Genomic DNA, 22,259 nt, shown 5'->3' with positions numbered 1-22,259 from the left:
GAGCCGGCGGCACCACTTCGGTTCCCCGGCCCTCCCTGTGGATGTGGGCAGGCGAGTCATACGGGCGCCCCCGTCACAGAACGCATGACACGGCGTCAAAGTCCTCGCTAGCATGGCGAAAGGCCAGTTCGGGGAGGTCCGCGCGGCTTGCTCGACGAGTGCCGGCAGGGGGCGATGTGATCACAGCTGAGCGGTTGCACCAGTGGCGGGCGGCCGCGCCGGCCCCATCGGACATCCCTGTGGTGCGCCGCTCGCATGCGGCGGCCGAGGCCCGCGGCAATCCGCACACCGAGCGCCGGGCCAGCGTGCCACCTCAGGCGGTCGCCGCCGCCGGCACGATCGACGCTCCGCCCGGCATGGACAACCTGCCGCTGAGCGTGACCGAGACCTTCGTGGGCCGGACCGGCGACGTGGCGGACATCCGGCGGGCCCTCGCCTTCGGCGAGGGGATCATCACCCAGCTCCAGACGCTGCACGGCCTGGGCGGGGTGGGCAAGACGTCGCTCGCCCTGCGGTACGCCCGTGAGCACCGTGCCGATTACACCCTTGTCTGGTGGATCGCCGCCGAGAGCCGCGAGCAGGTGGACGCGGCCCTCGCCGATCTCGCGGTCTTTCTGCACCCCAGCTGGGCGCTCGGTGCACTGCCGGATCAGCAGACCGAGTGGGCGATCCTGTGGCTCCAGTCGCACGACGGCTGGCTCCTCGTCTTCGACAACGCCGAGAACCCCGCCGACATCAACCCCTACCTCGGACGGCTCCGCGGCCACGGGCACCAACTCGTCACCAGCCGGCGCGCGGACGGCTGGCGTCCCGGCGCACAGCCGCTGCGCATCGACGTGCTGGCCGCGGAGCCTTCGGTCAGCCTGCTGTGCCGCCTGGCCATGCCCCGGTCGGAGCCCACCGATGACGACCTCGGGGAGGCCGATGCCCTGGCCACGGAGCTCGGTCACCTGCCGCTGGCTCTTGCGCAGGCAGGTGCGTACCTCCGGCAGACCGGCCTGTCCTTCGCCGCGTACCGGGACGTGCTCTCCCGGACGCCCGCCACGGTGCTGGACGCCGCCGGCGACAGCCACGACGCGGACCGGACCATCGCCCGCATCTGGCGCACCACGCTCCGGACCCTGGAGGAGACCGCCCCCCTGGCGGCGCAGCTGCTCCACACCCTCGCGTGGTACGCGCCCGAGGCCGTACCCCGCGCCGCTCTCTCGGTACCGGTGGAGACCGGGCCGACGGCCACCGGACCGGCCGCCGTCGACGAAGCCCTGAGCCTGCTCGCCGACTACAACCTGATCAAGCTCACCGATCAGGACGTCACCGTTCACCGGCTCGTCCAGACCACGCTGCGCAACCCTCTCCCGTCCGATCCGGCGCACGCCTCCGGGCGCTCCCTGCTCGAAGTCGGCCGCACCTGGGCCGAGGCGGCCCTCCTGCGGGCCTTACCCGACGGCCCGCGCACCGAAGGGCCGGTGCAGGCACGCTGGCAGGAGGTACTCCCGCACGTCCAGGCCCTGGCCGCCACCCGTCCGGCCGGCCGGCCACCGCACGAGGGCACCGTCCAGCTCTACGAGCGGGCGGCACGCGAGCTGGTCGAGCGCGATCAGAAGATGCTCGCCGTGCGCCTGATGGAGGCCGTGGTCGAGGGCCTCACCCAGCTGCGCGGACCGGAGGCACCCGAGACCCTCGACAGCCGGGACACCCTCGCCGACGTACAGAGCACGGACGGCGATCCCCAGAAGGCCGTACTGCTGTGCCGTGGCCTGATCGCCGATCGGGTCCGCCTGCTCGGCATCGACGATCCGGCGACCCTCACCAGCCGTCACACCTATGCGTACGCGCTGCGCAAGGCGGGAGACCACCAGACGGCGGTCCGTGAGTTCGAGGCAGTCGTGGCCGACCGCACCCGTGTCCTCGGCACGGCGCACGCCGACACGCTCGACAGCCGCGACGGTCTGGCGTACGCCCGCCAGACGGCGGGCGACCACCGGCGGGCGGTCGAGGACTACGAGAGCCTGGTCGAGGACCGGGCCGCCCTGCTGGGCGCCGACCACGCATCGACGCTCGACAGCCGGAACAGCCTTGCCTACGCCTGTTCGGACGCGGGCGACCACCATCGGGCCGTTCGGCTGTACGAGGAAGCGATCGCCGACCGGGCCCGGGTGCTCGGGGCCGACCACGCGGACACGCTGACCAGCCGTGGCTGGCTGGCGCATGCTCAGCGGGCGGCGAAGGACTACCCGGCGGCCGTCGCCGGCCTCGAGTCCATCGCGGCGGACCGCACCCGGCTGCTGGGCGACGACCACCCCGACACCATCGGGACGCGGGCCGACCTCGCAGACACCCGGTGCAGGGCCGGCGTGACGGACCAAGCGGTGCGCGAGCTCGAAGTCATCGTCTCGGCACGGTCGCGCGTCCAGGGCCCCGACCACCCGGCGACCCTCGACGACCGCCAGAAACTTGCCTCCGCGTACTCGGCGCACGGCGATCACGAGCGGGCGATCAGCACGTACCGCAGGCTCGTCGCCGACCGCTCCCGCGTCCAGGGTGCGAGCCATCCCGCCGCCCTGGACGCCCGCGACAGCCTCGCCTTCGCGTATGTGGACGCCGGGGAGTACCGCCGGGCCACGCGGCTGTTCACGGCGGTGGTGTCGCGCCGCACCCGTACGCAGGGCGCCGACCACCCCGCCACTCTCGAAGCGCGCGACAGCGTGGCGTACGCGTACCGGAAGGCGGGCGACCATGTGCTCGCCATGGCCTGGTGCGAGGCGGTCGTCGAGGACCGGGGCCGGGTACTCGGAGCGGACCACCCCAGTACCTTGGAGAGCCGCAGTTCGCTGGCGTACACCCTGCGGCTGGCCGGACGGTTCGACGCCGCGGTGGCCGAGTTCGCCGCCCTTGCGGCAGACCGCGCCCGTGTCCTGGGCCCCGACCACACGGACACGCTGATCACCCGGATCGGCCTCTGCTACGCGCGTGACCTCGCGGGAGACATGGCCGGCGCTGTCGCCGGCTTCGAGGAACTGCTCGCGGACTTCACCCGGGTGTGGGGTGCCTACCACCCCGACGTGCTGAACGTCCGCGCCTGGCTCGCCTACGCCTGCCGACGAGCCGGTGACCACCTGCGTGCGGCCGCCCTGGACGAGCAGCTCATCGAGGACTGCATCCGTGTCCTGGGTCCTCGGCACCGTGACGTGTTCCATGCCCGGGAGTCCCTGGCACTGACGTGGTACGAGGAAGGGGATGCCCGCCGTGCCGCGAAGCTGTTCGGCGAACTGGCCGAAGAGACCCGCAGGGTCCTCGGGCCGAACCACTCACGCACGCTCCAGACCCGCTCGAACCTCGCTGTGGCCTACCGGAAGGCGGGAGAACACCTTCAGGCCGTGAGCATGCTGGAGCGGCTCGTCGCAGACTCCGAGGAGGCGCGCGGTGCCGACCACGTCGGCACCCTGTCGTGCCGGCACGAGCTCGGCCTCGCCCTCCTGAAGGCGGGTCGCTACGGAGCCGCGGTGCGGGAGATGGAGACCCTGGTCGCCGATCGCACGCGGATCCAGGGTGCCGACCATCCGGCGACGCTCACCGCCCGCGCGAATCTCGCCTACGCATGCCGCGACGCCGGTGACCACACCCGCTCGATCGCCCTGTACGAAGCGCTGACCGAGGACTCACGTCGGGTGTACGGCCCGGAGCACCCCACCACGTTCCGGAGGCGGCAGGCCCTGGCCCTCTCCTGCGGGGCGGGCGCGGATCACGTACGTGCCGTCCGCCTCCTGGAGTCGCTCCTGCACGACCAGCTCCGCGTGGCGGCCCCGGACCACGCGGACACGGTGCTCACCCGAGAGCATCTGGCCGGGGCCTGGCTGAGTGCGCGACGGTACGCCGAGGCCGTCCGGGAGTTCGAAGCGCTGGTAGCCGACCGGACCCGGATCCAGGGCGCGGACCATCCGAGCACTCTGACCAGCCGGTCCAACCTCGCTTACGCCCACTGGCGCGCCGGAGCATCCCGAAGCGCGGTCGACGCGTACGGACGACTCATCGCCGACCTGACCCGGATCCATGGACCTCTGCACCCGATGGTGCTCGACGCGCGCATGGATCTGGCCCGGGCGGTCAACTCGGCCGGTGACCTTCAGCAGGCCGTGGAGCTGCACCAAGAGCTGTTGGCGGACCTCGAACGGGTGCAGGGCGAGGATCACCTCGACACCTTGCTCTGCCGCAACGGGCTCGGCTTCGCCCTGCAGAGGGCGGGGCGGTACGGGGCGGCGGTGCGGAAGATGGAAACCCTGGTCACGGATCGCACCCGGATCCAGGGTGCCGACCATCCGGCCACGCTGTCCGCCCGCGCGAATCTCGCCTACGCCTGCCGGGACTCCGGTGATTTCACCCGCTCGACCGCCCTGTACGAGGCACTGCTCGACGACTGCCGCCGCGTGCACGGCTCGGACCACCCCGCCACGCTCGAACGATGGAGGCAGCTCGCGGACGCGTACCGCCTGGCGGGCTTCCACCACCGTTGTCTGGCCCTGTACGAGGAGCTGCTGGCCCACCGCCTCGAAGCCCTCGGCGCGGACCACCCCGACACCCTGACCACGCGGAAGTGGCAGGCCTATTCGCACCGTCGCGCCGGCCGGTATCCGGAGGCACTCAAGTCGTACGTGGAACTGCTGGCGGACGTCGTACGGGTGCAGGGACCGGACCATGTCGACACACTGGAATGCCGGCTGGAACTGGCGATCACGCGTCGAACGGTGGGTCAGTACGCGACAGCGGTGCGGGAGATGGACGTTCTGGTCGCGGACCGGACCCGGCTTCAGGGCGAGGACCATCCCGACACGTTCACGAGTCGTGCCGACCTCGCTCTGGCCTGCCGTGACGCCGGAGACCGGGCCCGTGCGGCGAGCCTGTACGAGGAGCTGGTCGCGGACTCCCTCCGGGTGCACGGCCCTGACCACCCCGCCACCCTCCACTTCCGCAGCGCTCTCGCGTTGATCCTGCTCTCGCTGCCGGGCGGTTCCCCGGACCACTCCGTTCTCCTGTGCGAGCAGTTGGCGGCCGACCACGCCCGGGCGCTCGGGGACGACCACGCCGATACGCTCGCCAGCCGCGAACGGCTCGCCTACGTGCTCCTGCTGGCCGGCCACACCAGCCGCTCGATCGCCCTCTTCGAGGCCGTGATCGCCGACCGTGCAAGGGTCCTCGGGCCCGGTTTTCCCGATACACCGGACGGTGTCGGTCAGGCCCACTCGACGGGCCAGGACGCGCTGCCCACCGTGATCGCCTGCCTTGAGCACATTCAGGACCTCGGCCATCCCACCGCCGTCGACGCGCTCGCCCGGGCCTACGGAGAGGCGGGAGACCGGCAGCGGGAGGTGGCGCTCCTCACGGCGGTCGCCTCCGGGCGCGGGCAGGTCCTCGGACCGAACCACCCCGATACGCTCGAAAGCCGTACGGGCGCCTACTTCGCCCGTCTGGCTGCCGGCACCGGCGACGGTCCCGTCGTCGGCGCGCGCCTCGCGGCCGACTGGGGGCGGGTGCTGGGGCAGGACCACCCCCGGGTTCACGAGGTACGGGAGCGCCTGGCTGCGGCCTACCCTTCGTGGACGGTTCGGCTGAGGCTCCTGGCGGACGAGGTGAACGCCGGGGACGCGGTCGAGGTGGAGGTCCGCCTGGAGCGTTCCTGCGAGACGGACACCGGGCTGCCGGGATCCTCCGGTGCGCAAGGACAGCGCTCCACGGAACCGTCGGATCAGGAGGGTCCGCCGTCGGCTCCGCCGCTGCCTCCGCTGCTCCTGGTGGCCGCGACGCGCTCGGCCGCCACGGTGGAGCCCGCGATCGCCGAGTACGCGTCCGGCAGCCCGCCCCCCGTGCTGGTGTTCACGGCGTCCGAACCCGGCGAGCACCGGCTGCGCCTCACCGTTTACGACCGGGACATGGGCGTCGTGTTACAAGACGTCGAGAGCACCATCGAGGTGACGGACGATGCCCGCTCTCGCCCCACTTCCCGCGTACCGGGCACCAGGAGGCATTGAGCAGGTGGTCAAGCAGCTCAGCGTGGACGTCATCCACAATCCTTCCCTCGATTTCACGGCGCTGCCCCCGCGGCAGCAGTGGCCCGGCAGCCCGGTCCGCGCGAAGCAGCCCCTCGATCTCGTGGTGATGCTCCGCCAGCACAGTCCTGACCGGCTGCATCTGTCGGCCCTCGACACCAACAGGCGTACTCCACGAGGGGGAACCCCCAACGCCTACCTCAACATATCCGCGAGCGAGCTGCTCCAGGCGGCGGCCCGGCTCCGCACCGAGTGGAGCAGGAGACTGGTGCACTACCAGCCCCGGGATGCGGACGGCATGCCGCTGGGTGGTCACCCCTTCAGCGACGAGGTGGACCTCTCGGCGCACGCCGAGTTCTCCCACCGCCTGACCGAGGACCTCGCCGATGAGGGGCAGCACTTCCTGGAACGCCTGCTGGAAGGAGCGGACCCGCGCATGGCCGAGTTGCGTTCCTTCCTGACGGACACGCTCGCAGGCGAGGAGGGGCTGCGCATCTCGTTCGACTCGGACCTGCACCTGCCGTGGCCGATGCTGGCCGTCGTGCCGCCCGACGGCGCTCCGCTCCTGCACGGGTTCCTCGGCTACCGGCACCAGATCGAGCAGACCGGTGCGCATGCCTTCCCCCACACCCAGCGGGAGGTGCTGGCCCGTGCCCTTCCGGTCACCAGCCTCAACACCGACGTCACGCTCGACGCCGTCGGCCGGGCACCGGAAGTTCGCAAGCTGCTGGAGGAACGCTCCCGGCTCACCGTGCGGACCGAATCCGAGGAGCTGTTGGACGACCTCGCCGCCCCGGTGATGGACGACGACGTCATGTACTTCTGGTGCCACGGCGCGTTCGTCGAGAACGGATCGCCACACCCTCATCTGGCCGTCAAGCTGACCGACAGCCAGCCCATCGACGCCGAGCTCGTCCTGCGGAAGCGCCGTCGTCACACGAGCTCCGGCGATGCGCTCTTCCGCCCGTTCGTTCTGCTCAACGCCTGTTACACGGGACAGACGGCTCCGGAGCCCGGGATCAAGCATCTTGGAGCCGCGCTGGTCAACCTGGGAGCGGACGGGGTGATCGGGCCGCAGTTCGACATACCCCAACTCTTCGCATCCGAATACGCCTTGGAATTCCTGGGCCACTACCTCAGCGGCGACAGCACGGCGGGCGAGATCGCGATGGGACTGGTCCGCTCGTACGCCCACCGGTTCCACAACCCTCTGGGGCTGGCGTACTCGGTGTACTGCGGCATCGACAGCAGGCTGGAGCAGACCCTGTGAAGCGGTCCCTGCGAACTGCCGGCAGGCCCGGCCGCAGCAGCGGGGCGACGACGGCGCCCACGGTGGTCCACCTGGACGAGAAGGGCAGACTCCGCTCGCCGGGATCCTCGGCACCCGTCCGCCCCGACCGGCTGGCCGAGCATCTCGCCCGCGAGCTGCGCGTCCCGGCGGAGGCGACGGATCTGTACGTGTACGTGCACGGCTGGCAGACCTCTCCGGCGGTCGCCGCGCGCAGTGCGACCCGGCTGCTGAAGGAGGCCCGGGAACTGACCTCCGGGCGGCCGGACCTGTACGCGGGGCTCGAAGGCGGCTACCGGCCGTGGTGCGTGGTCGTCTGCTGGCCGTCCTCCAGCCTGCCCGGCCCCCTCGGCTACCGGCGCATCCGGGAACGTGCCCATGCGATGAGCGCGCCGGGAACGGGGCAGGCGGCCCACGTCCTGGGGCACCTGCTCGGCTATCTGGACACCCACCGGACGAACCCCGGCGATCCGGCGGTGCTGCGCAACCGCAACGGGCAGTACATGCACCTGCTCGGGCATTCCTTCGGAGGGCGGTTCCTGTGCGAGGCCGTTCAGTGGGCGGCCGAGGCACCGCAGCAGCCACGCGTGCTCGGCTGGTCCCACCAGGCCGACCCGCGTCGGCCGTTCACGGTGGACAGCGCCCTCGTCTTCCAGATGGCGGCGCCGCGCAACAGCTTCGACACCATGTTCCCCAAGCTGTTCGCAACCGACGGCCGGCCCACCGCACCCCTGCAGGGCCCGCTCGCCCTGACCCACTCCCGGTGGGACCGCGCCACCGGTTTCTGGCACTTGCGGGCGGAAGGGGCTCCCGGCATCGGGCACTCCGGGGTGGGTACGGCACCGGTGCCCCAGTACTCCACGCGGATGCTGACCACCGACGAGCCGTACACGCGCAGGCTCCTCGACCACCGCATCGTCAACGTCGACGCGGGCTGGCGGTTCCGGGGAGGTCGGGCGAATCGGCTCTCCCCGGCTGGGGCGCACTCCGACTTCCTCCACCCCGAGTCCGCCCACCTGCTCGCCAGTCTCGCGGCCCTCTCCCGCTAGCCACCGCGCACCGGGCGGAGTGCGGTCGGGGCCTGGAGGGGGACGTCCCTCCAGGCCTCCGCGTCAGGACGGGAGCCATGACCGCCAGGTGGCCTCGTTCTGCTTCACCCAGCGGCCCGCCGCTTCCTGCGGCGACAGCTTCTCCTCGGCGATCATCAGGGCGACGTCGTTCTGCATCTCGGTCGTCCACCGGAACTTCTTCAGGAAGGCCGCGGCGTCACCTCCGCCGTCCGCGAAGCGGGCGTTGAGGAACTTCTGCAGCGGCGTGTGCGGGTAGGCGCAGGCCACCTTCTGCGGGTCGGCGTCGCAGCCCTCCTTGTAGTCGGGCAGCTTCACCTCCGTCATCGGGACCTTCTCGAACAGCCACTGGGGGTTGTACCAGTAGCTCAGGAACGGCTTCTTCTCCTTGGCGAACTGCCGGATCTGCGTGATCTGCGCCGCCTCCGATCCCGCGAACACGACCTGGTAGTCGAGGTCCAGGTTCTTCACGAGCGCCTTGTCGTTCGTCACGTAGGACGGGGAGCCGTCCAGCAGCTGGCCCTTGCCGCCGCTCTCCGCGGTGCGGAACTCGGCGGCGTACTTGTTCAGGTTCTTCCAGTCGGTGACGTCCGGGTGTTCCTCGGCGAAGTACGTCGGCACGAACCAGCCGATGTGGCCGGTCACTCCGAGGTCGCCGCCCCGCGCGATCGTCGCCTTGTCGTCGACGTACCGCTTCTCCTGCTCGGGGTGGCCCCAGTCCTCCAGGATGGCGTCCACCCGGCCCTGGCTGAGCGCGTCCCAGGCGGGCACCTCGTCGATCTGGACGGTGTCCACCCGGTAGCCGAGCTCGTGCTCCAGCAGGTACTGGGCGACGGCCACGTTGGCCTGCGCGCCCACCCACGACTGCACCGACAGCGTCACCGTGCGGGAGCCCTTCGCGTCGGCGTACGGGGAGGCCTGGCGGGTCATGTCGGCGGCGCCGCAGCCGGTGAGGGCCGTCAGGGCGACGGCGAGTCCGGCCGCGAGTGCGGCGGGGCGGGTGTGTCGTGCGTGAGCCATCTCAGGCCCCCTTTCCGGCGGTGTCGCGGCGTTCTGTCGGCTGGGTGACGCGGTCGAGCATCAGGCCGAGGCAGACGATCGCCGCGCCGGCGACCAGACCGGTCGCCAGGTCGCCCTGGGCGAGGCCGAAGACCGCGTCGTAGCCGAGCGCGCCACCGCCCACGAGGCCGCCGATGACGACCACGGCGAGGACCAGCACCACGCCCTGGTTGACGGCCAGCAGCAGCGCGGGCCGTGCCAGCGGCAGCTGGACCTGGAGCAGTTGCTGCCGCCCGGTCGCGCCCATCGAGCGCGCGGACTCCAGCGCGGCCGGGTCCACCGCGCGCACGCCCTGGGCCGTGATCCGCACCACCGCGGGCAGCGCGTAGACCACGGCGGCCGCGGCGGCCGGGGCGCGGCCCACCCCGAAGAGGGCGACGACGGGGATCAGGTAGACGAACTGCGGCATCGTCTGGAAGACGTCGAGCACCGGACGCAGCGCGCGCCCCAGGCGGGTGCTGCGGGCCGCGGCGACGCCGAGGGCGAAGCCGATCAGCAGGGTCACGGTGACGGCGGCCAGGACCTGGGACAGGGTGTCGAGCGCCGGGTCCCAGACGCCGAGGACACCGATCGCGGCCATCGCCAGGACGGCGGTCGCGGCGGTGCGCCAGGTGCCGATGAGCAGGGCGAGGACGCCGACGGTCAGCAGGACCGCCCACCAGGGCAGCCACTGCAGTCCGTCGCGCAGGGGGTTGAGGACCCACGTGGTGAAGTGCCCCGCCCAGTCCGCGGTGCCGCCGGCGAGGGGCACTCCGGAGTAGAGGTGGGCGGTCATCCAGTCGACCGTTCCGTTGACGGGCCCGGCGATGTCCACCGTCCACGCGTCGGGCCAGGAGAGCCCGTCGACGAGGCGGCCGCCGACGACGACCGCGGCGGTCAGCAGGGCGGCGACGGACCGGACGAGCCCGCTCCGGGGGGCCATGGGGGCGCCGATCCGCTCCCCCGCCGCGGCGGTGACCCGGTCCAGGACGACGGCGAGCAGCACGATCGGCACACCGGCGGCGAGGGCGGCGCCGACGTCGACGGAGGCCAGCGCCTGGTAGACGCGGTCGCCGAGACCGCCGGCGCCGATGACGGACGCGATCACGGCCATCCCCAGCGCCATCATGATCGACTGGTTGACGCCGAGCAGCAGTTCCTTGCGGGCCAGCGGCAGCCGGGCCGTCAGCAGCCGCTGCCTGCCGGTGGCGCCGAGCGAGGTGGCGGCCTCCACGACGCCGGCGTCGGCGTCGCGCAGCCCGAGCGCGGTGAGGCGGGCCATGGGCGGGGCCGCGTAGACGACGGTCGCGAGGACGGCCGCGGGCACGCCGATGCCGAAGACGAGGACGACGGGCAGGAGGTACGCGAAGGCCGGCAGCACCTGCATGGTGTCCAGCACGGGCCGCAGGATCCGGTGCATACGGTCCGACAGGCCGGCGGCCAGCCCGAGGAGACCTCCAAGCAGCACGGACGCGGCGACGGCGACCGCCATCAGGGCGAGCGTCTGCATGGTGGGCACCCACATGCCGAGCAGTCCGCACACGGAGAAGGCGGCGGCGGAGGTCAGCGCGAGCCGGACGCCCGCCACGCGCCAGGCCAGCAGAGCGGCTGCGGCGGTGACGCCGGCCCAGCCGAGAGCGAGCAGCACCAGGTACACGGCGCGGACGGAAACGACCACGATGTTGCTGACGTGCCCGAAGAAGTAGAGGAAGAGCGGGTGGCCGTCGCGGTTGTCGATGATCCAGTCGCTGGTGCGCCCGAGCGGTTCGGACAGGTCGGCGGAGAGCGACGCCGGCCAGTTTCCGGCGCCCAGGAGTACGCAGCCGAGGACGAGCGCGAGCGCCGCGCAGACGCCGATGAGCCGAGTGCGGTGGTGCGCGAGCGTGCGCAGCACACCGGGGCCGTCGTCGGTGGGGGGCGTGGCCGTGGTCGTGGGGCGCGGAGGAGCGGGGGTGACGGTGGTGGTCATCGGCCCCACCGCCCGGTGTCGGCCGGTACCGCGCCGGCGCCGGCGCCGGTCGTGCCGCACGGCGGCGGCCAGGTCGTATGGCCGTACATCAGGCCACCGCCTTCCCGGTCGCGGCCGGGACCCCGGCGACGACACCGAGGAGTCCCGCGTGGTCGACCACGCCGAGGCACCTGCCGTCCTCGACGACCCGCGCGTTCTCGCCGGTGCGGGCGACGGCCGCGATGGCCTCGTGGACGGTGGCGCTCGGGGCGAGCGCCGGGCCGTCCTCGGACTCGTCGGCGCGTGCCGGGCGCATCGCCGAGCGCACGGTCAGCACCTGCTCGCGCGGCACGTCCCGGACGAAGTCCCTGACGTAGTCGTCGGCGGGGGCGCCGACGATCTCCTCCGGCGTGCCGAGCTGCACGATCCGGCCGTCGCGCATCAGCGCGATGCGGTCGCCGAGCTTCAGTGCCTCGCTCAGGTCGTGCGTGATGAAGACCATCGTGCGTCCCTCTTCCTGGTGCAGGCGTACGACCTCCTCCTGCATGTCCCTGCGGATGAGCGGGTCCAGCGCGCTGAACGGCTCGTCGAACAGCAGGACTTCGGGGTCCACGGCGAGTGCGCGGGCAAGGCCCACGCGCTGCTGCTGGCCGCCGGACAACTGGCCCGGCCTGCGGTGCTCCAGGCCGTCCAGGCCGACCTTGGCCGCGAACTCGGCGGCCCGGTCCCGCCGTTCGCCGCGTCCCACGCCCTGGATCTCCAGGCCGTAGGCGATGTTGTCGAGCACCGTCCGGTGCGGGAGCAGCCCGAAGTGCTGGAAGACCATGGCCGCCCGGTGCCGACGCAGCTCGCGGAGCCGGCCGGTGTCCATGGACAGCACGTCCTCGCCGTCGATGGAGATCGTGCCCGAGGTCGGTTCGATGAGCCGGGTGAGGCAGCGTACGAGCGTGGACTTGCCCGAGCCCGACAGGCCCATGACGACGAAGACCTCGCCCTTGCGGACGTCGAAGGAGACGTCGCGGACGGCGGCGGTGCAGCCGGTGCGCTCGCGCAGCTCGGCCGCGCCGAGGGCCCCGAGCTCCTTGTCGGCGGGCACGCGGTCCGCCTTCGGACCGAAGACCTTCCACAGGTCGCGTACGGAGAAGACGGGCTCGGCGGAAGGCTGCGGCCCGGTCGCGGTGTGCGGCTGCGTGTGCGGTGTGGTGTGCGGTGTGGTGTGCGGTGTGGTGTGCGGCGTTTTCATCGGGTCGTTCCTCCCAGCAGGTCGGCGCATTTCTCGCCGACCATGAGCACGCCGATCATGGGGTTGACGGCGGTCATGGTGGGGAAGACGGACGCGTCGGCTATCCGGACGCCGTCGAGGCCCCGGATCTTCAGATCGGGCGCGACGACGGCGAGTTCGTCGTCGGCGGCTCCCATCCGGCAGGTGCCGGCGGGGTGGTAGACGGTGTGCGCGACCTGCCGGGCGTACGCGCTGAGTTCCTCGTCGGAGGTCACCTCGGGGCCCGGGCACACCTCCCGCTTGAGCCAGCCGGCGAGTGGTTCGCTCGCCGCGATCCGCCGGGCGATGCGGATCCCGTCGACGAGGGTCCGGCCGTCGTAGTCGTCCTCGTCGGTGAAGTACCGGAAGTCGAGCGCGGGCTTGACCTGGGGGTCGGCGCTCGTCAGGTAGAGCCGGCCGCGGCTGCGCGGCTTGGGGATGTTCGGGGTCATCGACACGCCGTGCGCGGGCCGTTCGTACCCCAGGCGCTCCGGATTGTCGGTGAAGGGGATCTGGTAGAAGTGGAACATCAGGTCCGGGCCCTCGGCCCCGGGGTCCCGGCGGACGAACAGTCCGGCGTCGGAGTCCATCGCGGAGTTCTCCGGGATCGGCCCGTGCGTCTCCCAGACGATGACCGACTCGGGGTGGTCGAGCAGGTTCTCCCCGACGCCCGGCAGGTCGTGCACGACGGGGATGCCGAGCTTCTCCAGGTCGGCGCGCGGCCCGATGCCGGAGTGCAGCAGCAGGCGCGGGGTGTCCACGGCCCCGGCGCACACGAGGACCTCGCGCCGGGCGCGTACGACGTGCTCCGCGCCCTCCTTGGTACGGATGTGCACGCCGGTGGCGCGGGTGCCTTCCAGTTCCAGCCGGAACGCCCAGGTCTCCAGGGCGATGTGCAGGTTCGGCCGGTCCAGGAACGGGTGCAGATAGGCGACGGAGGCGGACGAGCGCTTGTTGTTCTCCGGGTGGTAGGCGAGGTCGAAGAAGCCGGCGCCTTCGTCGAAGGGGCGTCGGTTGAAGCCTTCGATGCGCGGCACACCGAGCGCGCTCTGCGCCGCGTCGACGAAGTCCCGGGCGATCGCGTTCCGGTCGGCCTCACCGACGGGGACGATGTTGTTGCGCAGCCGGGCGAAGTAGGGATCCATGGCTTTCGCGTCCCACCCGTCGGCGCCGGCCTCGGCCCACTCGTCCCAGTCGGAGGGGAGGGGCTTGAAGGCGATGAGGGTGTTGTGCGAGGAACAGCCGCCCAGCACCCGCGCACGGCTGTGGCGGATGTGCGAGTTGCCCCGGGGCTGCTCGGTCGTGGGGTAGTCGTAGTCGAGCTCACCGCCGAGCAGGCCCATCCAGCGGCGCAGGGTGAGGACGTCTTCGCGGCCGACGTCGCTGGGGCCGCCCTCGATGACGGCGACGCTGACGTCGGGGTCCTCGGTCAGCCGGGACGCGATGACGGATCCGGCGGTGCCGCCGCCGACGACGACGTAGTCGTACACGTGGTGGTCGTTCATGCTCATCCCTTCGCCGTCGTCGTGCCCGCGAACCAGCGCACGGGGCGCGGAGCGAGGTTCTGGTAGATGTGCTTGGCCTCGCGGTATTCGGCGAGACCGCCGGGGCCCAGCTCACGGCCGATGCCGGACTTTCCGAAGCCGCCCCATTCCGCCTGCGGCAGGTAGGGATGGAAGTCGTTGATCCAGACGGTGCCGTGCCGCAGCAGGCCGGCGACCCGCCGGGCCCGGTGTTCGTCGGAGGTCCACACCGCTCCGGCGAGGCCGTACTCGGTGTCGTTGGCGAGGGCGACGGCCTCTTCCTCCGTGCGGAAGGTCTCCACGGTGAGGACGGGGCCGAAGACCTCCTCGCGGACGACGCGCATGCCGCGGTGGCACCGGTCGAGGACCGTGGGCCGGAAGAAGTAACCGGGACCGGCCGGCCTCCCGCCGCCCGCGCGCAGGACCGCGCCCTCGGCGAGGGCGGAGGCCACGTAACTCTCGGTCCGCGCCAGCTGGGCCGCTGAGACGAGCGGGCCGCACTCGACACCCGCGTCGGTGCCGCGTCCCAGCCGGATCAGTTCGGCCCGGCGGGAGAGCTCGGCGACGAAACGGTCGCGCAGCGGTTCCTCGACGATGAGACGGGAGCCGGCGGAGCAGACCTGGCCGCTGTGGATGAAGGCGGCGTTGAGCGCCTGGTCGACGGCGGTGTCGAAGCCGTCGGGCGTCGAACAGGCGTCGGCGAAGACGACGTTGGGGTTCTTGCCGCCCAGTTCGAGCGCGACCTTCTTGACGCTGTCGGCTGCCGAGCGGGCGACCTTGGTGCCGCTGACGAGACCGCCCGTGAACGAGACGAGGTCGACATCGGGGTGCTCGGCGAGCCGGGCGCCGACCGTGTCGCCGGGACCGGTGACGATGTTGGCCGCGCCCAGCGGGAGTCCGGCCTCCAGGAGCAGTTCGATCAGCACGACGGTGGTCAGCGGGGTGATCTCGCTGGGCTTGATCACGAAGGTGTTGCCGGCGGCGAGCGCGGGCGCGATCTTCCAGCTGGCCTGGAGCAGCGGGTAGTTCCACGGCGTGATCAGGGCGCAGACGCCGACCGGCTCGTGCACGACGACGCTGCGGATCTCGTCCGAACCGGCGTCGACGACCCGTCCGCCACCGTTCTCGTTCTCCACGAGGCCGGCGAAGTAGCGGAAGGCGTCGCGGACGCAGTCGACGTCGAGGCGGCCTTCCTCCAGCGTCTTGCCCGCGTCCCGGCTCTCCAGGGCGCCGATCCGGTCGCGGTCGCGGTCCAGCAGTGCGGCGACGCGGCGCAGCAGGGCGGCCCGATCGGCCACGGGCGTGCGCGGCCAGGCACCGAAGTCGAACGCGGCGCGCGCCGCGGCCACGGCGTCGTCGGTGTCCAGGGCGCCGCCCTCCGCCACGACCTCGAAGGGGGTCGCGTCGACGGGGTCGATGATCTCGCGCGTGGCCCCGGACAGGGCTGCGCGCCACTCTCCGCCCACGTGGATGGTCTGCTGTGCTGCCGTCACTGTACGTATTGCCTTTCGTTCCTTTGAGTCCCCCTGCCGGTCAGACCGACTTGATCCGGCCGCCTGCCCCGACTCCCGAAACCCATGCGCAATGCATGGCGGAGAGTGTTCTGCTTCACTCACAAAAACACCCGAAATAGGGACATACGGCATAGTTCTTCGGTGTCGGGACGACGCACCGCAGCGCCTCAGGGCGGCGGACGTTCGGGGCTCACCCGTTCGGAGTACGCCGCCCACGGGGCGGCGGGGCGGGGATGCCGTTTACCTGGCAGCACGCTTTCCGGCGGACAGGAGGAGGAGCTCATGGCCAAGCAAGGCAGGACGAAAGCCGCCTCGCCCGAAGCGGCGAGGGCTAGGGCGAGGGCGAACCTTGAACGGGCCGTCGCCGACGTCGACCGCGTGCCGGGACTGCAGGAGATCCGGACCGACCGGGGTGGCGTCGCCGCGTTCGCCGGCTTCCACAGCACCCAGTCGATCGGTCGCAGCACGGTCAGCGGCCTCCGGCGGCCTTGAGTCCGGGGTCACTTGCCCGCCCGCCGCACCGTCAGCCTCCCGCTACTTCTCCACGACCGGATCCAGCACCACGGAACCGGGCAGCGCCGCGGCCATATCGTGGGCGTAGACCCCGGGCCGCACCCAGATGAACCAGTTGCCGGCGGCGACGATGGTCTGCCGGTAGGCACGACGGCCCGTCGCGATCGAATCGCCGACCTCGTCCCGGCTGAACCGGGCCGTGTCCAGCACCTTGATCTCGTTGTAGACGGTCGTTCCGCGGTGCTGCACCTCGCAGGTGGCGTTCGACCCGTGCGCGTAGTGGTTGACCAACGTGGTCTTGCAGTCGAATCCGCCCTTCACCAGGGCGGCGACGACGTCCTCGGCCATCGCGTACTCGGGGCCAGTCGGCACCTCGCTCGGCATCGGCGTCAACGGCTCGGGACCCCGGTCGCCTCCGCCGAGACCGCAGCCGGTCAGCGTCAGCAGCAGCCCCAGCAGGAGCGGCATGGACTTCCCTGTGCGCATGTGTCAGTTGCTCCTCGGCGGCCTGGGTGCCGGACCCGGGCTCGGGGAGGGGGTGCCTGGCTCGGCGGGACCGGTACCCGTTCCGGTGTGCGGCCCTCCGCCCTCATGGTAGATCGGGTCGACGGAGACGTGGTGGCCGGCCGGGGTCTGCGATTCCAGCTGCCGCACGGCGGTGGCCCGCTGCTCGTCCGTCAGTGCGTACCAGGCCATCGCATCGTCCAGGTGCGGCTCCACCTTGTCCCAGTTCCCTCCCCGGATCTTGATGTCGCCGCCCCGGCTGCCCGACTCGTCGCCGTACTGCTCGTTCAGCTCCCGGACCTCCGGGGTGTCCGCCGCGTACAGGGTGAAGAGCTGCTTGTCGGTCCTTGCCCCGTAGGGATTCTCCTGCAGGTCTTTGAGGTGGTAAGCACTCATGCGGACGTTCTCGTCGGGGTTCTCCTCGATGTACTTGGCGAGCTCCGCGTCACCGAGGTTCCCGAGGAACGTCCCGTCCGGAAGTGTGAACGCATCCCTGTTCTTCCCCATCACCTCCCGCGCGGTGTCCGGCTTCATGTGCGTGATGCCGAGGGACTTGTCGGGCTTGACCGACTGCTGCAACGTCCAGTCGAATATCCGTCCCACCTGGGCCAGCGGGCCGGTCAGGCCCGGGCTGAAGTTCTGGTACCACTGCTGTTCCTGCCAGAGGATCGCCAGCAGCAGCTTCCGGCTGATGCCCGTCTCGGCCGCCGCCCGGTTCACCGCGGCGAACTGCGCCGGGGAGACGTTGATCGGGTGCAGGCCGTCGGTGCCGCCCGACAGGGCCAGGGCGACGGCGAGCGGGGAGCCCGGGGTCAGGGCCTCCTTGGCCAGCGCCGGGTCGGAGATGGCGGTCAGGCCCTCGATCGTGCGCAGGGCGCGCGCCGCGTCCACGTCGGCCTGGGTGGCCTTCCGCAGGGCGTCGCCGATGATCCCCTGCGCGTGGTTGACCGGTTCGAGGTGCTCGGTGCTGCCCGCGGGCACCATGACGGGGTGGGACAACTGGACCCGGCCGCTGTCGTCGACCTTCAGGTCGCGGGTACGGGCGTAGTCCAGGGCGCTGTTCAGGTCCCGCTGCGCTCCTGTGATCGCCTCGGCCAGGTCGTCGTAGACCTTGGCCATCGCGCGCAGGGCCAGCCCGGACGTCTCGTAGTCGCCGGCGTGCTTCACGAACCGTTCCGTGGCGGCGCGCCCGGCCTCGCCGGTCCAGCACCGGTCGACCGTCCGGGCGACGTCCTGGCGCGCGTACGAGGCGAGGCCGTCGCACTGCTTCGCCACGGCCACCGCGTCGTCGGCCGCGGTACGCCACTTCTGCGGGTCGGCCTGCTTCAGTTCGGGTACGGAGACCATCAGGCGTCCTCCAGTACGCCGCCGGCCGCGCGCAGCCGGTCGGCTATCGCCTGGTCCTCGGCGGTGATGCCGTTCGCTCCCGTGGTCAGGGCGTCGGCCGCGTCGTCGACGAGGTCCGCGAGCTCCCGCAGCCTGCGCTGCCAGCCGGCCACGCAGTCGTTGCTGGCCGCGCCGGCCACCCATCCGGAGTGGCTCTTCCCGACGGCTTCGGCGTCGTCGAGCGTGGACTTGCCCCGGGCCTCCGCGTTCGCCGTACGGATGCCGGACGCCTTGGAGTGCACGGGTCCGGCGGCGAGGCCGAGGTCCGGCTTGCCGGCGGACGGGGACGGACCGGGTTGCGGAGTCGGTGCGGGAGACGGTCCGGCGGAGGCGAGGCGCATCGCCGCCTCTCCCTTCGCCCGCGTCCACTCCTCTTCGAATTCGAACGTCATTTCCCCAGCCTCGCACACCAGGATTGTCCGGACCGAAAGCCTTTTTGACTGCACGTCACTTGCGTGAGGTGCCCGGTCACGTCTCCCGCAGGGGTGAGTACGCCTCGGCTCCGAGGCCGAACGTCCAGGCCACGCCCTGGCGGGCGGTCCGGGTCGTCGGCGGTACCCGCAGCCAGTAGGTGCGGCTGGTGCCGTCGGGCTCCGGCGTCGAGTTGACGACCTCCACCATCACGACGGCCTCGTCGTCCGGCATGGGTATGCGCCACAGGATCCCCGTCTCGTCCCGGTGCACGGGGTCGGCCCCCGACTCCCGCAGATAGCGGTCGTACCCGTAGAACTCCAGCATCACCCGCCGGAGTTCGGCGTTCTCCTCCTGCCGGATCCGCGCCGGCGTCAGGGTGCCCAGTCCCGCCAGGAACTCGGCCGGCACGGGCATGCCGCGCCACGCGTACAGTGCGAACCCGTCGGGGAACGCCAGCGCCGGGCCGTCCCCGCGGTCCAGCCTGCCCGCCTCGTCGCGGTGCAGCTCCACCGGGCGCTCGCACAGCACGGCCAGCCGTTCGTAGGGCCACCACCAGCCGGCCGAGCGGGCCAGGAGGCCGAGCCCGTGCAGCGGCGCGCCCTCCTGGGTGTCGAAGGCGCACAGCCAGGCCGCGTCGTGCTGGCCGAGCACCGCGTCCAGGAGCAACAGGCGCAGCCGTCGCTCCTCGGCCGCCGGGGCCTCGGCGCCGGCCGTCAACTCCTCGGCCAGACCGCTGCGGACCCGTTCCGCCAGGCGTTCCGTGTTCTCCCACAGGCGGCCGCCCGTCGCGCTCCAGTGCCGCCCCCAGCCCTGCGGGCCGAGCCGCTGCTGCGTCCGCTCCCGCTCGGCCGCCCACGGCGCGCTGCGCACCGCCTCCCGTACGCCGCGCCCGCGCGCGGCCGGCCCGCACGGCCAGTCGTCCCCGCCGAGCAGGCGCACCGCCTCCCGGGGCGAGTCCGCCCAGACGATACGCTCCGGCTCCGCCAGGCCGGCGGCCCGGTACGCCAGGCGCACCCCGGCCTCCGCGGCCGCGCGGTCGGCCGGCCCGGTGGCCGCCGCGGCCGCCCTCCACACGTCGATGTCCGTCAACACGATCCCGGTCCCCCCACTGTCCGACACGCTGTCAGTCCGCCACGATCCGTACCGCTCCGGGTATGTACTCCCGCTGCCGCACGACCCGGTACCAGCCCTTGGGCAGGGGTATCGCGGCGTGCTCCTCGTGCACCACCCGCCCGCCGTCCGGGAGATGCATCAGCATCGGGCCGAAGACGCCCGGTTCGCGGACGAGCCGCCCGGGTCCGAGCACGGCGTGGGCGTGCCCGGTGACCTCGCCCAGCGCGAGGACCATCCGGCCCCGCCCGTCCCGCGGCTCCTGGTCCGCGTCGGCCGCGTGCGGCGGCACCGCCGACTCGTCGAGCGGCACGATGAGCACGTCCCCCTGCCGGTACATGGGTGTCCCCTTCCCCCCGCGCCGCCCGGTGCGCCGCGTTCTTCTCCGAAGGTAGGGGGCAGGTCTGACAACGGCCTTCCTCCCGGCCCTCACCCACCCCACACCCCGCCCTGCCTCGGCCCCTGTCAGTGCCCCTTGGTACAACTTGCAGCACATCGGACGCGACAGGCGAGGAACGGCGGGCACCCCATGAGTTACCCGAGACACCTGACGGAATCGTGCGGGCTGCCCGTCTTCGACTTCCCGAGCCCGGGGGACGCGGACACGACCCCCCTGCCCGCGGCGGACGCCGTCGCGTGGCGGATCTCCAGCGACAGCTACGACAGCGAGGAGAGCTGGACCGAGGCGTTCGCCCGGTTCGCCGCCGCGGTCGACACCACCGTGGTCCGCGCGATCGTCGTCGGCTCCTGGGAGGAGGCCTACGAGAGCGGGCCCGAGGAGATCATCGGCGCCCTCCTCGGCGCCCGCCCCCGCCTGCCCGCCCTGCGGGGCCTGTTCCTCGGGGACATGCAGTCCGAGCAGTGCGAGATCTCCTGGATCAACCAGAGCGACGTCGGCCCGCTCCTCGACGGCTTCCCGGAGCTGGAGGAGTTCGGCGTGCGCGGCGGCTCCGGACTGGTCTTTCCCGCCGTCACGCACCACAAGCTTCGTTCCCTGACCGTCGAGACCGGCGGCATGCCCGCCGAGGCGGTCCGCGGCGTCGCCGCCAGTGACCTGCCCGCCCTGGTCCACCTCGACCTGTGGCTCGGCACGAGCGAATACGGCGGGGACGCGGCGATCACCGACGTGGCGCCGATCCTCGACGGCGACCGCCTGCCGCGCCTGCGTCACCTGGGCCTGCGCAACAGCGACATCCAGGACGAGATCGCCACGGCCGTCGCGTCCGCTCCGGTCGTCGCCCGCCTGGAGACCTTCGACCTGTCCATGGGCGTCCTCACCGACCAGGGCGGCGCCGCCCTGCTCTCCGGGCAGCCCCTGACGCACCTCAAGAAGCTGGACCTGCACCACAACTACCTCGGTGCGCCGCTGCGCGAGCGCCTCCAGGAGGTCCTGGGCGGCGCCGGCGTCACCCTCGACCTGAACCGCGGCCACGCCGAAGAGGACGAGGACGACGGCCGGGTCTGGCGCTACGTCGCCGTCGGCGAGTAGCGCGCGGGCCATGACGGACCACGCACCACCGCCGCGCTGGGCGGTCGTCGGCAACCCGGAGAACCGGCGCGTCGCCCTGTTCTCCGGGGCGGTGCGCGACGCCGGGCTGCCCGCGCCGCGCGTCGTGCCCTGGACGGACGTCCTGCGCGGGAGCGGCGCCGCCTTCGCCGCCGACGAGATCGTACGGATCGAGTCGCCGGGGGAGAACGCCGAGGTCGACCGGCTCCTGCGCGGCGCCGGGGATCCCACCCGGGTGGAGGGCGGGGCCCGCTGGTACGCCGCCTTCACGGCGGCCGTCCGGACGCTGACCGGCGGCCTGCGCCTCGACGACCCCGACGAGCTGGCCGTCCTCTTCGACAAGCGGCTCTGCCACGAGGTCCTCGCCCGCGCCGGGGTCCCCGTTCCGCGGTCGCCGACCTCCGGCGGCGACGCCCCCGTACGCGGCTGGGACGACGTACGGGCCCTCATGGCCGCGCACGGCATGCCGCGGGTGTTCCTGAAGCCGGCCCACGGGTCCTCGGCCTCCGGTGTCGTGGCCGTCGAGACGGCGGGCGGGGGCCGGATCAGGGCGACCACCTCCGTGGAGAGCACGGAGGGCGGCGGGCTGCACAACTCCCTGCGGGTGCGGCGCCTCACCCGCGAGCAGGAGGTCGCCGCACTGGTCGACGCCCTCGCCCCCGACGGACTCCACGTCGAACGCTGGTGGCCCAAGGCCTCCCTCGGGGACGGGGCGGCCGACCTGCGCGTGGTCGTGGTGGCCGGTCGGGCCACCCACGCCGTGGTCCGCACCAGCCGGACCCCCATGACCAACCTCCATCTCGGCGGCCGGCGCGGCGACCTGGCCGCCGCGGTCCGGGCCGCGGGCCCCGCCTGGGCCGACGCCCTGCGGACCTGCGAACGGGCCGCGGCCTGCTTCCCGGGCACCCTGTGCGTCGGTGTCGACCTGCTGCCCGCGGTCGGCTGGCGCCGGTTCGCCGTCGCCGAGGTCAACGCCTTCGGCGACCTCCTGCCGGGCCTGACCGGACTGCCCGGCAGTGGCGCCGAGGGCCAGGACACCTACGCCGCGCAAGTGGCCGCCGCCATCCGAAGACACGTACAGCACCACCCCACGAGGAACCACCGTGCACCCGCCTGAGACCCCAGCGCTCCCGCTCCCGCCCCCC

Annotated in this window: 16 protein-coding genes; 6 read left to right on the top strand and 10 right to left on the bottom strand. The window is 72.3% G+C overall.

Annotated features, from left to right (window positions below):
- Positions 1-242: 242 nt before the first annotated feature.
- Genes fxsT through ACFY04_RS32830 form a run of 3 tightly spaced genes read left to right on the top strand, consistent with a single transcriptional unit; the run spans position 243 to position 8,378 of the window.
- Positions 243-6,023 carry an FxSxx-COOH system tetratricopeptide repeat protein gene (gene fxsT / locus ACFY04_RS32840; RefSeq protein WP_389122431.1) on the top strand — a complete coding sequence of 1,927 codons (5,781 nt, stop codon included), beginning with the start codon at positions 243-245 and terminating at the stop codon, positions 6,021-6,023.
- Positions 5,974-7,311, top strand: a complete 1,338-nt coding sequence (locus ACFY04_RS32835; RefSeq protein WP_389122429.1) for a hypothetical protein — start codon at positions 5,974-5,976, stop codon at positions 7,309-7,311. The genes fxsT and ACFY04_RS32835 overlap by 50 nt, the downstream gene beginning before the upstream one ends.
- Positions 7,308-8,378 (top strand): hypothetical protein, encoded by a 1,071-nt coding sequence (locus tag ACFY04_RS32830; RefSeq protein WP_389122427.1) that lies wholly within the window; start codon positions 7,308-7,310, stop codon positions 8,376-8,378. Before ACFY04_RS32835 ends, ACFY04_RS32830 begins: the two co-directional genes overlap by 4 nt.
- Before the next feature lie 63 nt (positions 8,379-8,441).
- Here ACFY04_RS32830 and ACFY04_RS32825 read toward each other — a convergent pair whose 3' ends face one another.
- The 5 genes from ACFY04_RS32825 to ACFY04_RS32805 all read right to left on the bottom strand — a co-directional run bounded on the left by ACFY04_RS32825 (position 8,442) and on the right by ACFY04_RS32805 (position 15,659).
- A complete protein-coding gene (locus ACFY04_RS32825) occupies positions 8,442-9,416 on the bottom strand; it encodes an ABC transporter substrate-binding protein (RefSeq protein ID WP_389122425.1) in 975 nt (324 codons plus the stop codon).
- 1 nt (position 9,417) lies between these two features.
- Complete coding sequence (locus ACFY04_RS32820; protein WP_389122422.1) at positions 9,418-11,403, bottom strand: ABC transporter permease subunit; 1,986 nt, start codon at positions 11,401-11,403, stop codon at positions 9,418-9,420.
- An 88-nt stretch (positions 11,404-11,491) separates the two neighbouring features.
- On the bottom strand, positions 11,492-12,625 hold the full coding sequence (locus tag ACFY04_RS32815; RefSeq protein ID WP_389122419.1) for a glycine betaine/L-proline ABC transporter ATP-binding protein: 1,134 nt from the start codon (positions 12,623-12,625) through the stop codon (positions 11,492-11,494).
- A complete protein-coding gene (locus ACFY04_RS32810; RefSeq protein ID WP_389122417.1) occupies positions 12,622-14,148 on the bottom strand; it encodes a GMC family oxidoreductase in 1,527 nt (508 codons plus the stop codon). The genes ACFY04_RS32815 and ACFY04_RS32810 overlap by 4 nt, the downstream gene beginning before the upstream one ends.
- Positions 14,149-14,150: 2 nt before the next feature.
- Positions 14,151-15,659 (bottom strand): aldehyde dehydrogenase family protein, encoded by a 1,509-nt coding sequence (locus ACFY04_RS32805; protein WP_389122415.1) that lies wholly within the window; start codon positions 15,657-15,659, stop codon positions 14,151-14,153.
- A gap of 303 nt (positions 15,660-15,962) precedes the next feature.
- Between ACFY04_RS32805 and ACFY04_RS32800 the strand changes: the two genes are divergently transcribed.
- Entirely contained in the window at positions 15,963-16,172 is a 210-nt protein-coding gene (locus ACFY04_RS32800) for a hypothetical protein (protein WP_389122413.1), read from the top strand.
- Positions 16,173-16,214: 42 nt separating this feature from the next.
- Here the strand turns inward: ACFY04_RS32800 and ACFY04_RS32795 are convergent, their stop codons facing one another.
- From ACFY04_RS32795 to ACFY04_RS32775, 5 genes are all read right to left on the bottom strand, one after another.
- On the bottom strand, positions 16,215-16,679 hold the full coding sequence (locus ACFY04_RS32795; RefSeq protein WP_389122412.1) for a hypothetical protein: 465 nt from the start codon (positions 16,677-16,679) through the stop codon (positions 16,215-16,217).
- Positions 16,680-16,682: 3 nt separating this feature from the next.
- The gene (locus ACFY04_RS32790; RefSeq protein WP_389122411.1) at positions 16,683-18,044 is read right to left on the bottom strand and encodes a hypothetical protein; all 1,362 of its coding nucleotides are present in this window, start codon (positions 18,042-18,044) and stop codon (positions 16,683-16,685) included.
- Positions 18,044-18,475, bottom strand: a complete 432-nt coding sequence (locus tag ACFY04_RS32785) for a hypothetical protein (protein ID WP_389122409.1) — start codon at positions 18,473-18,475, stop codon at positions 18,044-18,046. The genes ACFY04_RS32790 and ACFY04_RS32785 overlap by 1 nt, the downstream gene beginning before the upstream one ends.
- A gap of 76 nt (positions 18,476-18,551) precedes the next feature.
- Positions 18,552-19,586 (bottom strand): DUF6745 domain-containing protein, encoded by a 1,035-nt coding sequence (locus tag ACFY04_RS32780; RefSeq protein ID WP_389122499.1) that lies wholly within the window; start codon positions 19,584-19,586, stop codon positions 18,552-18,554.
- Between the two features lie 34 nt (positions 19,587-19,620).
- On the bottom strand, positions 19,621-19,947 hold the full coding sequence (locus tag ACFY04_RS32775) for a hypothetical protein (protein ID WP_389122407.1): 327 nt from the start codon (positions 19,945-19,947) through the stop codon (positions 19,621-19,623).
- Positions 19,948-20,136: 189 nt separating this feature from the next.
- On the opposite strand from ACFY04_RS32775, the gene ACFY04_RS32770 reads away from it, so the two are divergent.
- Positions 20,137-21,096, top strand: coding sequence for an STM4015 family protein (locus tag ACFY04_RS32770; protein WP_389122405.1), 960 nt, complete (start codon positions 20,137-20,139; stop codon positions 21,094-21,096).
- 10 nt (positions 21,097-21,106) lie between these two features.
- Positions 21,107-22,231: an STM4014 family protein gene (locus ACFY04_RS32765; protein WP_389122403.1), complete on the top strand. Its 1,125-nt coding sequence runs from the start codon at positions 21,107-21,109 to the stop codon at positions 22,229-22,231.
- Positions 22,232-22,259: the final 28 nt, after the last annotated feature.

Origin of the sequence: Streptomyces sp. NPDC001549 (assembly GCF_042894025.1) — a bacterium.
Taxonomy (GTDB): domain Bacteria; phylum Actinomycetota; class Actinomycetes; order Streptomycetales; family Streptomycetaceae; genus Streptomyces; species Streptomyces kutzneri.
The sequence above is the reverse complement of the archived record's forward strand: the minus strand, read 5'-3'. Positions and strand labels throughout refer to the sequence as shown.